The sequence below is a fragment of the Mesorhizobium sp. M0621 genome (genome assembly GCF_040320745.1).
Lineage (GTDB): Bacteria > Pseudomonadota > Alphaproteobacteria > Rhizobiales > Rhizobiaceae > Mesorhizobium.
Window position 1 is genome coordinate 1 of record NZ_JAMYQF010000052.1, and the last position, 15248, is coordinate 15248.

General features: G+C 61.9%; 11 protein-coding genes. 9 read left to right on the forward strand and 2 right to left on the reverse strand.

Annotation, left to right across the window (positions count from 1 at the left end):
* Positions 1-2210: autotransporter outer membrane beta-barrel domain-containing protein (locus tag NKI38_RS26665; RefSeq protein WP_502899391.1), on the reverse strand; the 2210-nt coding region annotated here is incomplete at its 3' end.
* A gap of 183 nt (positions 2211-2393) precedes the next feature.
* Between NKI38_RS26665 and NKI38_RS26670 the strand changes: the two genes are divergently transcribed.
* Positions 2394-2678 carry a helix-turn-helix domain-containing protein gene (locus NKI38_RS26670; RefSeq protein WP_502899392.1) on the forward strand — a complete coding sequence of 95 codons (285 nt, stop codon included), beginning with the start codon at positions 2394-2396 and terminating at the stop codon, positions 2676-2678.
* Between the two features lie 649 nt (positions 2679-3327).
* On the opposite strand, the gene tssH is transcribed toward NKI38_RS26670, so the two are convergent.
* On the reverse strand, positions 3328-6075 hold the full coding sequence (tssH, locus tag NKI38_RS26675) for a type VI secretion system ATPase TssH (RefSeq protein WP_352662874.1): 2748 nt from the start codon (positions 6073-6075) through the stop codon (positions 3328-3330).
* A 318-nt stretch (positions 6076-6393) separates the two neighbouring features.
* On the opposite strand from tssH, the gene tssA reads away from it, so the two are divergent.
* The 8 genes from tssA to tagH are packed head-to-tail and all read left to right on the forward strand — an operon-like array spanning position 6394 to position 15247.
* Entirely contained in the window at positions 6394-7566 is a 1173-nt protein-coding gene (gene tssA, locus NKI38_RS26680) for a type VI secretion system protein TssA (RefSeq protein WP_352662877.1), read from the forward strand.
* A gap of 6 nt (positions 7567-7572) precedes the next feature.
* Entirely contained in the window at positions 7573-8112 is a 540-nt protein-coding gene (tssB, locus tag NKI38_RS26685; protein ID WP_292632739.1) for a type VI secretion system contractile sheath small subunit, read from the forward strand.
* Between the two features lie 3 nt (positions 8113-8115).
* Complete coding sequence (gene tssC, locus NKI38_RS26690; RefSeq protein WP_352662880.1) at positions 8116-9621, forward strand: type VI secretion system contractile sheath large subunit; 1506 nt, start codon at positions 8116-8118, stop codon at positions 9619-9621.
* Between the two features lie 46 nt (positions 9622-9667).
* Positions 9668-10129: an Hcp family type VI secretion system effector gene (locus NKI38_RS26695; RefSeq protein ID WP_352662883.1), complete on the forward strand. Its 462-nt coding sequence runs from the start codon at positions 9668-9670 to the stop codon at positions 10127-10129.
* Positions 10116-10871 (forward strand): type VI secretion system baseplate subunit TssE, encoded by a 756-nt coding sequence (gene tssE / locus NKI38_RS26700; RefSeq protein ID WP_352662971.1) that lies wholly within the window; start codon positions 10116-10118, stop codon positions 10869-10871. Before NKI38_RS26695 ends, tssE begins: the two co-directional genes overlap by 14 nt.
* A 1-nt stretch (position 10872) precedes the next feature.
* On the forward strand, positions 10873-12747 hold the full coding sequence (gene tssF, locus NKI38_RS26705) for a type VI secretion system baseplate subunit TssF (RefSeq protein WP_352662886.1): 1875 nt from the start codon (positions 10873-10875) through the stop codon (positions 12745-12747).
* Entirely contained in the window at positions 12711-13778 is a 1068-nt protein-coding gene (tssG, locus tag NKI38_RS26710) for a type VI secretion system baseplate subunit TssG (RefSeq protein WP_352662888.1), read from the forward strand. Before tssF ends, tssG begins: the two co-directional genes overlap by 37 nt.
* On the forward strand, positions 13775-15247 hold the full coding sequence (tagH, locus tag NKI38_RS26715; RefSeq protein ID WP_352662891.1) for a type VI secretion system-associated FHA domain protein TagH: 1473 nt from the start codon (positions 13775-13777) through the stop codon (positions 15245-15247). Before tssG ends, tagH begins: the two co-directional genes overlap by 4 nt.
* Position 15248 lies beyond the last annotated feature (1 nt).

Below are 15248 nucleotides of genomic sequence, written 5' to 3' on the forward strand. Positions count from 1 at the left end.
CCGCTGAAGCGCAGCGTGGAAGCGTTGGCCGAAAAATTGTCGAAGCCGGTGAAGTTCTGGCTCTTGCCGCCGGCCGCGAGGTCGGTGTCGGTGACGGTGCCATTGGCATTCGTTCCACTAAACAGCACGTCATCGCGCAGATTGAGCGGATCGACCGCGCCGGAACCGTTGATGATCAGCGTGTTGGGGCCGAGGCCCGTGATATCACCGTCGATCGTGCCGCCGGACAGATCGACGTGGTCTGCGTCGATGCCGCCCTTGATGATGCCGCCGGAAACTGAAACTTGGTCGAAGCCGGCGCCGCCGCTGACGCTGCCGCGGATGGTGCCGCCGGAAACCGTGACGGTGTCGATGCCGGAACCGCCGGCTACGCTGCCCTCGATCGTTCCACCAGAGATGGTGATGATGTCGACCCCATTGCCTCCGTCCACTGAGGCGACACTGCCTCCGCTGATTGTGATATTGTCGTCACCATCATCGCCAAAGATGGTACCCGCTATTGCTCCGCCAAAAATATTAACATGATCCACACCGTCACCGCCGGTGATGGAGCCCAACAATGTCCCATCGGTCATCGTCAATGTGTTACTACCAGTCAGAAATTGGATCGCGTTTTGTCCTTGCGCGGGCGCTATCACAGCCTGTCCGCCTATCGAGACTGTATTGTTGCCACCAAAAAGAAAGAGCTGACCCGTTGATATGTCAACAATACCGGTACCGAAGATAACGGCGCCATCGATTCTTCCGCCGTTAATTTCGAATGTGGGAGTACTAGTAGTTTCGGAGGCGAACAGAACATCACCAACTATCCTTCCCCCACTCATTTGAAAGCTGTAGCTGGAGTCAGAATTACATCCACTGCACAATGGATCGATCTCGACGCCATTGCCGAATCTGTCGCCCTGGATAATCCCGCCCGTCATTGCGAACGAGTTGTGCGCTCCTCCAAACAAGTGAGCCCCATTGAGAATGGTGCCACCGGTCATCTGAAAATCATTAATCTCACCATCAAGCTCCACTCCCTCTTCAAACTCGCTCGCACCGGAAATTGTGCCCCCTGTCATACGAAACAGATTCGATTCAGCGAAACTAAACCACACCGTCCCTGAGATGTTCCCGTCATTCATTTGAAAAATACTATTGCCGAGGGACTCTGAACAGTCATCGCACCCAGCGAATGACACATTCCCGGATATGTTAGCACCTCCTACAACAATCGTGTTGCTGCCCCCAGTGAAGGTGATGGCATCGGCTTGCGTCAGGCCGTCGCCGGAGCGGCCGCCGGTCACCACGCCGGCGGCGCCTATTGTGATGGTCAAGTTCTCGCCGACGATCCCGGCGCCCCCGGCGCCCGCGCTTCCGTTGCTGTTAGCGCCCGCGCCTCCGGTACCGCCATCGCCGCCAGTCACTGCAGCATTGACGGCAAAGACCGTGCTGCCCGAATTTGTGAACAGGAGGCCAACTCCCCCGGTTCCTCCGCTCCCGCCAAATGAATTGATTGCACCGGCCGAACCGCCGTCGCCGCCATCGCCACCGGTCACTGCAGCATTGACGGTAAAAACCGTGCTGCCCGAATTTGTGAACAGGAGGCCAACTCCCCCGGTTCCTCCGTTCCCGCCAAATGAACTGATTGCACCAGTCGAACCGCCGTCGCCGCCATCACCACCGGTCAGCGCGAAATCGAGGGCACCAAGTGAGCCAATGCCAGTGACCACCGCGCCATAACCGCCCGCGCCCCCACCACCCCCGTCGCTACGGCTGAGACCGATGAAACCGCCGCCGCCGTCCCCGCCATCCCCGCCAGGTCTTGGGGCCAAGCAACCATCGCCGCAAATCAACCCAGGCAGGCCAGCCCCGACTGTACCATGCGCGCCACCGCCGCCACCGCCACCGCCACTGAGAGAGGTGGTGGCGTTGCCGCCATCGGTTCCCGCCGGGTCGGCAAAGGTCCCCCCTATGCCTCCCGCCCCTGCGCCGCCGCCCACGTTGCGCCCGTTGCCGCCGTTTCCCCCGGTAGTGCCTGCGCCGCCGCCACCGCCGCCGCCGCCGTTGACGGCGGGGTTTGCTGGGTCGCCGTTATCGCCGGCGCCCGTCGCGCTATCGAAGCCGCCCGCGCCGCCAAACACCATTCCGGCGCTTCCGGCGCCGCCACCCGCAAACGCCGGGGCTGCTGCAAATACGCCGAGCAGGGGAACACCAACAAGGGCCATTATCAGACGCAACAGCACCCTGGTTCGAAGTGAGAGCGAGCGGCGAGCACTCGGCGTTGGGCTGTCAACATTCCGGCTGAGACGCGTCAACTGCTCCCCCCGCTTCCGCGCCCAATCATGGCGCCGATCTCCACAACTCAATTAATTAGGAATGCATGATCTGAGCTAACTAGAAATTTAGGGATGTATGATCTCAGCTTGACCCACTGGCAATCCTTAAATGGACTGACAGAGATCATGATGCGAGAAACCTTGGCCTCTGTTGCTGTTCGGCAACGCCAAGACGGGAAGCTTACCGCCGCGGCCAAACGCCTGCGGCGCGCTACGTCCGCCATCAGCCACGCGATCGACACACTGGAACAACAGCTCGGTTTTTCGCTGTTCGATCGCGCAGCAGTCTCAGTGCGTCCGCCGGCCTTGCGGATATCCGTGACCAGGGCTTCGGCTTCTTTCACGCCACTGCCGTAGTGGACCAGAACCTGCCCGCCCATTCTGGCCGGACTTCGCGAACGATAGGTCTAGGCGTCGTCCAGACCTCGTGAGGCGGACATCGGCACCTGTCGGCACGCAAAACCCACCGATTTGCACGCCATTCTAGGCCATAGCCTTACGCGATACCGATGGTCCTTTATATTCAGCGCTCCACGATTTGATAAGATCAACCTACTTGGAAACGAGTACGAAGGGGCAGACAAGCGCAGCGACGTGGAGCAGAGCAGAAACCGCCGAGACTACGCTATTGCCGCCGCCTCCCCTTACTCCCACTCAATTGTTCAAACAGCATATAACCAGTTGAAATCACTGTTATCTTCCAGCGTCGCGCAGATTCCGTCATCAAGACCATCAAAAAGTCACTATTTTAAAAGGAAAATCGCCACGAGAAATATCGTAAATTTTCGTCAATTATCGGGATCAATCGGACGATTTTTGCCCACTGCCCGACATCATCACCGTTGCGCTGCGCAAAGTACCGTCAGTAGGTCAATCACGCCGCACAAAACAAACTGGCCCTATTTGGGCCGAGATGGAGCGGCAGGCATGGGGCTTCCGTGCCTTCAAATCGTGAAGCCGGCTGGCATACCTGCCTAGAAACCGAAGCAAATCGTCATCGGCATTCCTACTCGAAGGAATAGGTGAAGCCCTCCTTGGAGGCACCGACGGTCACCTTTGTCATTTTTTCGCCCTCGAGCGACCGGTTCAGCACCCCGCGACTCAACTCCGGCAGAAGCGTATTGGTCAGGATGGCATCGATCATCCGCCCGCCGGATTCGATCTCGGTGCAGCGGGCCTTGACTAGATCCATGACACCGTCGCCGATCACCAGTTCCGCGTCGTTGGTTGCACGCAGCCGGCGAGCGATCTTGGCGAACTGGTGACGGGTGATCGCCTCGATCATCGAATCAGAGAGCGGATAGTAGGGAATGGTCACCACGCGGCCGAGAAAGGCGGCAGGGAAGACCTTCAGCAATGGGCTGCGCAAGGCAATGTCCAGATCGTCGAGCCCGGCCCGCAGCGTGCCGTTCCTGGTCCGGTCCATGATGACTTCCGAGCCGACATTCGAGGTGAGCAGGATCAGCGTGTTCTTGAAATCGATGCGCCGGCCCTCGCTGTCGTCCATCATGCCCTTGTCGAAAACCTGGAAGAAGATCTCGTGCACGTCCGGATGCGCCTTCTCGACCTCGTCGAGCAGGATTACCGAATAGGGTTTGCGGCGGACCGCCTCGGTCAGGATTCCGCCCTTGCCATAGCCGACATATCCGGGCGGAGCGCCTTTCAAGGTAGAGACCGTATGGGCCTCCTGGAATTCGGACATGTTGATGGAGATGAGGTTCTGCTCGCCGCCATAGAGTGTTTCGGCCAACGCCAATGCGGTTTCGGTCTTGCCGACGCCCGAGGGGCCGCAGAGCAGGAACACGCCCACCGGCTTTTCCGGCGCGCCGAGGCCGGCGCGGCTGGTCTGCACGCGCTTGGCGATCATCTCCATGGCGTGATCCTGGCCGACCACACGTTCGGACAGGGTAACGGCGAGCCGCAGCGCCTTTTCAGTCTGGCTCGACAGCATCCGCCCCGTCGGGATTCCCGTCCAGTCCTGAACCACCGCCGCCACGGCGTTGCGGTCGACCGACGGCAGGATCAGCGGCGTTTCGCCTTGCGCCTCGGCCAGTTCGGCCATTAGTTCGCGCAGCCGGGCAAGATCGGCGGCTGGATCGAGTGGAGGGGCTTTGGCCGCCGTTGCCTCCAAGTCGGTCTCGGGCAGTTCAGCCTTGGGCGGCTCGGTCTCAATCGCACCTGCTGCCTCGATAGTGGTCTCCTCCGTCTCCACCGCATCTAGCGGCACACCTTCGCCGCGCAGCCGGGCACGCAATTCGAGTATCTCGGCGACCAGGGCTTTTTCCCGGTCCCAACGCAGTTGCGCCGCGGCCAGCGTGACCTCGGTTTCGGCCAGTCCGGTGTCGACGCGTGCCTGGCGCTCGCTCACCTCGATGCCGATCACGGCCTCGCGACCGATGATACCGTGCTCGACCTCCAGCGCCTGGCGGCGACGCATGATGTCTTCGACCTCGGCCGGCGTGGCGTGCTGCGATATGGCGACACGGGCGCAAGCGGTGTCGAGAAGGCTCACCGCCTTGTCGGGCAGTTGCCGCGCCGGGATGTAGCGGTGCGACAGGCCGACCGCCGCCTCGATCGCCTCATCCAATATCTGCACCTTGTGGTGCTGCTCCAGAACGCCGGCCACACCGCGCAACATGAGAACGGCCACCGCCTCGGACGGCTCGTCAATCTTCACCACCTGGAAACGGCGGGTCAGCGCCGGGTCTTTCTCGATGTGCTGCTTGTATTCGGCCCAGGTCGTTGCCGCGATGGTGCGAAGTTCGCCACGCGCCAGCGCGGGTTTCAGGAGATTGGCCGCGTCGCCCGTGCCCGCCGCGCCGCCGGCGCCGATCAAGGTGTGGGCTTCGTCGATGAACAGGATGACCGGCGTTTCTGACGATTGAACCTCATCGATGACGGCCTTCAGCCGCTTTTCGAATTCGCCCTTTACGCTTGCACCCGCCTGCATCAATCCGACATCGAGCATGCGTACGCTGACATCCTGCAGCGTCGGCGGCACATCCCCCTCAGCGATACGCAAGGCAAAGCCCTCGACGACCGCCGTCTTGCCAACCCCGGCCTCCCCGGTCAGGATCGGGTTGTTTTGCCGGCGCCGCATCAGGATATCGATGATCTGCCTGATCTCCGGATCGCGGCCGACGACCGGATCGATCTTGCCGTCGCGGGCGCGCTGGGTCAGGTCGGTGGCGTATTTCGCCAGCGCCGAATCCCCGCCCGGAGCCCGCCTCCGCGTTTCGACTGCGGGAACCACGCTGGCTTCGAGCGAACCTTCCATGACATCGGCGAACCGCGCGATGACCGCGTCGGCATCGATCTTGTCGAACTCGCCGCTGATCTTCGACAGCAGGCTTTCCAGCACCGGCGTCTTCAGGCAGGCAAGGAGAATATGTGCGCTGCGGACTTCCTCGACGCTGAACTCGAGCGTTGCCAGGTTCCAGGCCTCCTGGATGGCATGGAAGATATGGTCGGAAAATTCCTCGATCGACGTTGCGCCATAAGGCAGCTTGTCGACGGCGCGGGTCATATCGGCCGTGAGCCGGCTCGCATCCACTCCCGCATCTGCGATTATCATTTGTACATCCGAGCGGTCGGAAAGCACCAGCTGCTCGATGAAGTGGACGAGTTCGACGTAAGGATTGCCGCGCAGTTTGGCGGTGTCGGCCGCGGCCTTGAAGGCGCGCACCCCGACAGGATTGAGCTTGCCGACGAGTTCCTTGCGTTTGAATGTCTGCGATGACCGGCGCGGTTCCATCGAACGTGCTCCTGCAATCTGCCAGTCGACAACCTGCCACATAAGCGGCCGCTTGACAAAGCATGGGACGGGGGGACCCGATGCCCGGTCAGCCGGCTTCTCGCGTTTGGGGAAAGTCTCGCACCAACGGCCGCACACAACCAACGAATTCGCACGTCGATGCGAAGCATTTCACATACAGGCTCGGCAAATCGCGCCACGGGTTGGGCACTCGTTTAGTTCCTGTTAATTTTTGAGCAGTTGTTGAATTGTGGTAAAGTGCAACGGTGTGATAGCGTAGGGTCACATAAGGTTTGAGGGCCTTCGCTGGGGGTTGGTGTGATTGATCTCGCACTCTGGCTTGCTTCGCTCGACGGTGAGAACCCGTCCGGGGAAGATTTGCGCAACGACCCGGATTTTCATGAGCTGGAGCGCCTGACCGAAGCCCAACTCAAGGTCGTCCACGACGGCAACAACAGGGCCGGCTCGCAAAGCACCATTCCAGTCGACTGGTCCGCTGTGCTGGCAAAGGCGGAGGAATTGCGCGGGCATGGCCGGGACCTGCGCCTGCTCGTCATCGTCACGCGCGCGCTGGCCAATGAAGAAGGGCTGGCCGGGCTCGCGCAGGGGCTGACCCTCATTGCGCGGACCTTCGATCAGCACTGGGAAACCATGCATCCGGCACTGCGGCCCAACGGTTCGCCACGCGATGCGGCCTTGCGCCGTATCAACGCGCTGCTCGACCTCCAGAACGGTCGGGACGGACTGTTGGCGAACCTGCGGGACATGACGTTCTTTGCGCCGCGCACAATCGGCCCGATTCAGGGCAAAGACCTGGAAAAAGGTGCGCTCGACGACCGCGTCATGCTCCAGGAAGCCGCGTTGGGGCTGAATGCGGCGGAAAAGGCCGCGCTGGTCAGTGCGCACGGACAACTCTTGAACCGGGTGCACGCCGGATGTGCGGCACAGATAGATCAAGCCAATGCGGAGATGATCTTGCTGATCGCCGACGCCCGGGCAGCGATTGCGGCACTCGATGCCCTCGAGACCGCCCTCAACGCTCGTCTCGAGGGCGGTGGCGCTCCCGTTCCGGACTTAAAGCGGTTTCTGCAGCGTTTGCTGACGACCCTCGAACGGAATTCGGCAGCCGGCGCGGTGACGAGTGGCGCCGCCAAGCCGCCGATGCCGGCGGAACCGGCAACGCCTGCTCGAAACGGTCATGGAGCCGATGCGATGGCAAGTATGGCAAGCTACGCGGAGCCGAGCACTGGGCTTCCGGACCGGATTTCCTCGCGCGACGACGTCGTGAAGTGCCTCGACCTGGTCGTCGCCTTCTATGACCGCACCGAACCATCGAGCCCAATTCCGCACCTGGCTCGGCGCGTACGCCGGATGGTGCACATGGATTTCGTTGAACTGATGGAAGATCTCGCTCCGTCGGGGCTGAAGGAATTCAGGCTGCTCGCCGGCGTTTCCGATGCCAAGAAGACGGCTCAGAAGGATGAAAGGTAACGACACATGCCAGCCGAAAGCAAAGCCAAGGTCATCGAACGAAATCGCGCGCCGCGAGTGCAGATCGCCTACGATGTGGAAACCTACGGCAGCCCGACAACGATCGAACTGCCGTTTGTCATGGGCGTGATGGCCGACCTTGCCGGTGCATCGCAAACCAAGGAAGCGAAAAAGTCGGTGCAGGACCGCTCTTTTGTCGACACCGACGCGAACCGCTTCCCCAAGTTCATGGAGGCGCTCGGACCCCGCGTTAAGGCCCGGGTGAAGAACACGCTGCCGCAGGCCGAAGGCCAGGAGCGCGACGAGGAACTGGCGCTCGATCTTACATTTTCCAAAATGGGCGATTTCGCGCCGGACAAGATCGCCGAGCAAGTTCCGCAACTGGCCGAGATCCTCAAGATGCGTCGTCAGCTCGAGGAATTGCTCGGCTTCATGGATGGCCGCGTCGATGCTGAAAAGCGCATCGCGCAGCTTCTGAACAACGAACCGCTTCTTGGCAAGATCGCCAGCCAGGCGCTGGCCGACGACGACAAGGTTGGGGAATAAATCATGGCCGAACAGCAAAAAACCGCCGCAGTCGCCGCCGAGGCCGAAGCCATAGACCTTGGAGAATTCAGCGGACTCCTCGAGAAGGATTTCAAGGTCAAGAAGGACGACAGCGAGAAGCTGCAGCAACTCGTGCGCAATCTCGCGCTCGCGGCGCAGTCCCGTTCCGACACCACGACCATCTCGTCCAATGCGATCAAATCGATCAAGTCGCTGATCGCCGGCATCGACAAGATGCTGACGACCCAGGTCAACGAGATCCTGCACGCGCCGGAAGTGCGTGAAATGGAAGGCACATGGCGTGGCCTGTGGTATCTCATCAACAACACCGAAACGGATCAGAAGCTGAAGATCCGGGTGATGAACATTTCCAAGGAGCAGCTGGCCGATACGCTTGAAGACTATGAAGGCCAGATGTGGGACCAGAGCCCGATCTTCAAGAAAGTCTATACGGACGAGTATTCGATGCTTGGCGGCGAGCCGATCGGCTGCGTGATTGGCGCCTACGAATTCTCCAACCACCCGCGCGATGTCGGTCTGCTGCGCAACATCTCCGGCATCTGCGCCTCGGCGCACACGCCGTTTATCGCGGCTGCATCGCCGCGCCTGTTCCGCATGGACAGCTGGCAGGAATTGCCGAACCCGCAAGATCTGCAGCAGATCGTCTCCAACGCGTCCTATGCCTCGTGGCAGTCGCTGCGCGAGAGTGAGGATGCCCGCTACATCGGCCTGACCATGCCCCGCGTTCTGGCGCGGCTGCCCTACGGCACGGACACCGTTCCGGTGAAGGGCTTCACCTTCGAGGAAGAGGTACAAGGCGACCACAACAAATATATCTGGATGAACGCCGCCTTCCCGATGGGCGTCAACATAAACCGCAGCCACAAGCTGTTTGGCTGGGGCACACAGATCCGCGGCGTGGAGAATGGCGGCACGGTGCTCAACCTGCCGGTGCACAGCTTCCCGACCGATGATGGGTCGATAGCGATGAAATGCCCGACCGAAGTCGCCATCGACGACCGGCGCGAGGCCGAACTGGCCAAGCTCGGTCTGATGCCCATCCTGCACCGGAAGAATACCGATCTGGCGGCCTTCATCGGGGCACATTCGCTACAGGACGACGAGACGCGGGCGGGGCGGCTGGTCGACCCCGACGCGCAGTCCAACGAGCGGCTGAGCGCCAACCTGCCCTACCTGTTCCCGGTCTCGCGCTTTGCGCACTACCTCAAGGCCATTGCGCGCGACAAGGTCGGCTCGTTCAAGGAGCGCGCTGAAATGCAGATCTGGTTGACCGAATGGATCAACCGTTACGTGCTGGCCAACCCTGCCTTCGCCGACGACAAGGCGCGCGCCAAGCGTCCGCTTGCCGCTGCGGAGGTCACAGTGGCCAGCGTGGAAGGACGGCCGGGATACTACAATGCCGTCTTCGCTTTGCGCCCGCATTACCAGCTGGAGGGCATCAACGCCTCGCTCCGGCTCGTGTCAGAACTACCGTCCGTGAAGACTTGATTGCAGCAACAACATCCTGGTTTCTTGAACGTGGTGGAGAAAGACAATGCCCACAGCTACGAAGATTGATGGCTTTCTGAAGGTTCCTGATATCAAAGGCCCCAGCACCCGCGACGGCCACGAAGACGAGATCGAAATCCATGGCGTCGACTACAAGATGATCGCACCCTATGACCCGAATTCGATCTCACGCCGTGGCCGCGTGAACATGGGCATGATCAAGTTCACCAAGCACTACGACAAATCCTCGCCCTACCTGAAAAAGGCGTTGTTCGACAACAAGGCCCTTGATGAGGTGGTGTTTTCGGCGCGCCGGACCATCGATGGCGAAAGCAAGGATTATCTGGTCATCACACTGAATGACGCCTTCGTCATGGAATACGACATGTCGCAGGCCGAGGATGAAGAAGACCTGATCCAGGAAGAAGTCAGCTTCGCCTACAAGAAGATCAAGTTCGTCTATGACGGCAACGATGAAGCCGAAATGGATGTCTATGTCGGCAAGTGAGGTTCGGCGGCCCGGCGCGGGCAAGCAGCAGACCACCGGCAGCTTGCGGGCGAAAAGCGAAGCCGTCCAGCCATCGCTTTGGGATCGCTTCGTCAACGACCTGCCGGGTCTGACCTCGGAAATAGACGGGCTGCGCCATGTCCTGCTCGACGAGCTTGGCGCGGACCGCCTCGACACACTCGTTGCCGGCAGTACGCGGGCCATCGACGCCGATGCGGAACTGACACCGGATCAGAAACGCCGTCTGCATCGATTGGCCTTTCAGACCCAGCACCGCGTCGAGATCGAAGGCCGTGGGGTGGTGGTATCGGCCCGAGTGCTCAGGGAAGCGGTGCGGCGTGACATCGAGGCGCTCTTCAACACAGAGCGCTTCGAGGCCACGCCACTTCTTTCCGATCTGGAAAATGAACAGGTTTCGGACAATCCACCTTCGCTCGCCGATTTTCCGGAGGTCCGCCGAAGCGTGGTCAATTATGGCGTGCCTTCCTTCTCGGGCCGCTCGTCCCGCGATTTCGATCGCGACGTGTTGGCGCGTCAGATCCGCACGGTGCTCGCCACCTTCGAGCCTCGCCTGAAGGAAAGCGCAACAAAGGTTACGGTCACGCTCGGCGATAAGACCGTTGGCCTGAAGATCGAGATAGACGCCGTGCTGATCATGACGCCGACGCCCGAACGCATGCGCCTGCGCACCACGATCAATCTCGATAACGGCTTGGCGCGGACCGAAATTAGGGACGCTTGAGATGGATCGGGTCTTCGTCGAATATTACGAGGAGGAACTGACCCATATCCGTGGCCTTGCAGCGGAATTCGCCGACATGCATCCGGCGGTGGCGCGCAACCTTTCCCTCGACACGGTCCCGTGTCCGGACCCATATGTCGAGCGGCTGCTGGACGGCGTCGCCTTCCTCGCCGCGCGCACCCGGCTGAAGGTCGACGCCGAGCGCTCGCGATTTTCACGCAGTGTGCTCGATGTTCTCTATCCGGATCTGGTCACGCCGGCGCCGGCAACGGCGATGGTGGTGCTGAAACCCGGCCAGCAGGTCCAGACCATGCTCGCCGGCCACGTCGTCAAGCGCAACACGCGGCTGGTCTCCAGCCTGCAGCCCGGCCTGTCGACACGCTGTACTTTCTCCACCGCGCAAGAAATGACCCTGTGGCCGATAGCGATCACTTCGGTCAGCTATTTTCAGGATCGCAGTGCGATGGCGATGGCCGGCATAGGGCCGATCGGCGGCGTCGGCGGCGAGGCGGCGCTCCGCATCACGCTGGCCCGAACCGGAAAAGGCAAGCTCGACGAACTGGCGCTCGACCGACTCGACCTCTATTTTGCCGGGCGCACCAAGGCGCCGCTGCTGTTCGACGCGATTTTCGGCGCCTGCACGGCCGCCGGCGCACGACCGGAAGGGAAGACCAACCCGTTGTCGGCCTTGCCGGTACCCGCAATGGTCGGCATCAGCGACGACGAAGCCTTGATGCCGCGCACGCGCCCGACATTCGAAGGGTACCGCCTGCTGCGCGAATACTTCATGATGCCCGAGCGCTTTCACTATGCGCGGGTTTCGGGGCTGCAGCCCGTCGTGCGCAAATGCGCGGCCGGGCTCGAGATCATCTTCCTGTTCAGACGCGCGGTGCCTGAGCTGGCCGATCTGACGCCGGCGGACTTCGAACTTTTCGCGACGCCGATCATCAATCTGTTCGAACGCGAGTGCAATGTCGTCGAAGTCGATGAGCGCAAGACGCGGCAGGTGTTGCATGCGGACCGGACGCGGGCGCGCGACTTCGAAATCTATCGGGTCATCCGCGTCGAGGACGCCGACACGGAAGGCAATGACGCCGAAATCCCCGAACTCTTCAGCCTGGGTCAGAACCGCGGTAGTGGCTGGGTCTATTCAACCGAGCGGCGCCCTCGCCGCGCGACGGAAGAGGAGCGCCGCGACGGCCTGACCCGCACGTCCTACACCGGGGATGACGTTTTCCTGGCCGTATCCCGGCCGCTCGCAAGCCCGGCGACCCGGCCGCTGAAGCGTCTCGACGTCATGGCCCTTTGCACCAATCGTGATCTGCCGATCCTCGATGACAATCCGACCTTGACGCTAGAGGCCGGCGACCCGGTCGAAACCGTAAGGCTTCTTGGCGCGCTGCGTCCGCCGCAGCCAGCTATCCCTGCGGCACTGCCGGCTGGGGCCGACGGTGAATCGCGGGCTGACGATCTCGCCTGGCGGCTGGTGGCGCAGCTCGCGCTCAACTTTCTCAGTCTTGCCAAGGAAGGCCGCGGCATCGACCCCCTGCATGCGCTGCTCGACCTCTATGCCGATCGCGGCGATCCGAGCCTTGCCCGCAATGTGCATTCGATCGTGCGTATCGACTCGCAGCCGGTCATCGAACGTCTGCAAATCGATGGGCCGATGTGCTTCGGACGCGGTACCGAAGTGACGTTGCATGTTGATCAATCGGTCCTGGCCGGCCAAAGTACCTTGCTGCTTTCGGCCTTGCTGGCGCGGCTGTTTGCCCGTCACGCCGGGATAAACGGCTTCGTGCGAACCCGCACGCGGCTGCTGCAGAAGCAGGAGGATGTGCTATGGCCGATGACGCCCGGCAATCGCTACCTGATCTAGACAAGCCCGGCCCGAACAGGGCCGAAGGTTTGTCCGAGACGTTCGACTTTTTCGAACTGCTGCGCCGTCTCGAACAACGGAGCGGTCTGTTCGGCCATTCCGGCCGCCCCGACCGTGAGCCGGCACGGCTCGGCCAGCATGTGCGCCTCGCCTTTTCCGCACGGGACCTGGTTCAATTCCGCGAAGCCAGCGACGGGACGCCGGCCCGGGTCACGGTTGCAAATCTCGGTCTGTTGGGACCCGAGGGTCCAATGCCGCTGCATCTGACGCGCTGGGTGCTCGACCGGCTGTCGCAACGCTGGTTCGCCGGCGCCGACGCACAGCTGACCAGCGACACGACGTTCGTGGACTTCGTCAACATTCTGCAGCACCGTATGATCGCCCTCTACTATCGGGCGTGGGCGGATGCGCATCCGGCCGTACAGGTCGAACGCGCGGTCGGCGGGCGCGTTCGCGCCATGCTTGAAGCCATGGCCGGGATCGGACTTCCCGGCACCCAGGACCCCGATCTCGATACGGTGAAGCTTCGCCAGGCGGCTTCGCTCGCCAATCAGGTCGACGGCCCGGAACGGCTGACGCTGTTCCTGGCGGAAGCGTTCAAGGTGCCGGTACAGATCAAGGAATTCATCGCCGCCTGGATAACAGTACCAACCGGCCTCCAGACCCGTCTTGCAAAGGCCTTTGCAGGGCTCGGCAAGGGGGCGACGATCGGCCCGCGCGTTTTCAGCCGCCAAAGCAGGATTGAACTTCGTGTCGGCCCGTTGGGGTACGAGGAGTTCAAGGCGTTCCTGCCTGGCGGCCAGCGGCTCAAACTGTTCAAGCAGGCCGTTCGCGACATGGTCGGGGAATCGCTCGACGTCGACCTGCGCATCGTGCTTGCGCGTGAAGCCGTACCGCCGCCCCGTGTCGGATCGGTTCAGCTCGGGCGAACCGCCTGGCTTGCGCGACCCGCTGAAAGGGGCGATGCTGACGACATGCGGCTGCGGACAATCGTCGGATGGCGGCCGGAAATGACGGGGGTCGCGGCATGAGTCTGCTGCTGACACTGGAGCAAGGGCCACGCACCCAGGCGGTACGGCAGACCCGGCTGGACGAGGGTGAGCTGGTGATCGGCCGCAGCGCGGACGCGGGTTGGCAGATCAACGATCCCGACATGTTCGTTTCGCGAGCGCATTGCAAGATCTCTGGCGGGCGAGATGGATATTTCGTCACCGACACGTCGAGCAGCGGATTGTTCATAAACGACTCCGACAGCCCGCTTGGTGCCGGTAAGTCGACACGCCTTCAAAGCGGCATGCGGCTGAGACTGGGCGACTACATCGTCCATGTCGACCTGCAAACGCCAGCCACTCAAGCACCCGCAGCCGGCCAGCCGGTTCCTGAACGCGCGCCGCCGGCGTCCCGGGCGCCGGTGAGCATCGGCCGCGATGACTTCTTTTCCGCCAAGGTCGAGGAAGAGCCGCGACTGCCACGTCCGGCCGATCTGCCGAACCCGTTCGAGCAGCCGGTTCCGGGCGCATTCGAACGTGCCAACTCCGACCAGCGCAACTCGCCCGGTTTCGATGACCCGTTCAGCCTCGATCCGGTTTCAACGCCCGTGTCGAAAAATCCCGCCCCTTATCGCGAACCGGGCGGCGCGACGAGCCAGGCGGACCCATTCAGCCTCGACCCGGTGCCGTCCTCAAGCCGCGGAGCCGAAGCCGCTCCTGGAAAGCCGTCCGATTTCAATGATGATTTTGGTTTCGGACCAGCCGCGGCGCCCAGTTCGGCGAACGGCGCCAGTTCGACCGGACAGCGCGAGCGCATCGCCAAACGATCCCAATCCGGCAATCCCTGGGATTTGCCGGTGCAGCCGGCGGATGCCCCTCCTCCACCACGTGTGGGCGCTGCTTCCAAAGCCGCCCGCCCGCCAGCAGCGGCGCAGCCGGAGGAAATGGCGCTTCGCGCCGCGTTCCTGCACGGCATGGGTGTCGAGGAAGCCGATTTTCCCGGACGCGACAGCATCGCGGAAATGGAGAAGTTTGGTCGCGAATACCGGCTGATGATGGAAGGCCTGATGCAGCTTCTGCGCAAGCGGGCCGAGGAAAAGGGAAACGCGCGCGTCGCCCAGACCATGGTCGGGGCCTCCGAAGTCAATCCGCTCAAGTTCCTGCCGACGGTCGATGACGCCATCGTGACGCTCATCGCTGAGCGCAGCCCCGGATTTCTCGCCGGCGAAGCGGCAATCGCCGATGCGGTTCGCGATCTCGCGCAACATCACGTGCGCGCCTGGCGAGGCATACAGGCCGCCTTGCGGCGGATGATCGACCGTTTTGACCCGGCAGCGATCGAGGAAGAGCTGAAATCGAATTCCGCGATCGGCACCCTGCTCTCGGGCGGGCGGGGCGCCAAGCTGTGGGAGCTTTACCAGAAACGCCATCGTGAAATCGCAGAGAGCGCGGAAAAAAGCTTCCTTGGCGAAATCGGCGCTGATTTTCGAGATGCATATGAGGAGGAGTGAG

Excerpts from the sequence above, each read along its gene's own strand:
- tssE (WP_352662971.1), top strand. The coding sequence starts at position 10,116 with ATGTCGGCAAGTGAGGTTCGGCGGCCCGGCGCGGGCAAGCAGCAGACC.
- tagH (WP_352662891.1), top strand. The coding sequence starts at position 13,775 with ATGAGTCTGCTGCTGACACTGGAGCAAGGGCCACGCACCCAGGCGGTA.
- NKI38_RS26695 (WP_352662883.1), top strand. The coding sequence starts at position 9,668 with ATGCCCACAGCTACGAAGATTGATGGCTTTCTGAAGGTTCCTGATATC.
- tssF (WP_352662886.1), top strand. The coding sequence starts at position 10,873 with ATGGATCGGGTCTTCGTCGAATATTACGAGGAGGAACTGACCCATATC.
- NKI38_RS26670 (WP_502899392.1), top strand. The coding sequence starts at position 2,394 with ATGTATGATCTCAGCTTGACCCACTGGCAATCCTTAAATGGACTGACA.
- tssG (WP_352662888.1), top strand. The coding sequence starts at position 12,711 with ATGGCCGATGACGCCCGGCAATCGCTACCTGATCTAGACAAGCCCGGC.
- tssB (WP_292632739.1), top strand. The coding sequence starts at position 7,573 with ATGCCAGCCGAAAGCAAAGCCAAGGTCATCGAACGAAATCGCGCGCCG.
- tssC (WP_352662880.1), top strand. The coding sequence starts at position 8,116 with ATGGCCGAACAGCAAAAAACCGCCGCAGTCGCCGCCGAGGCCGAAGCC.
- tssH (WP_352662874.1), bottom strand. The coding sequence starts at position 6,075 with ATGGAACCGCGCCGGTCATCGCAGACATTCAAACGCAAGGAACTCGTC.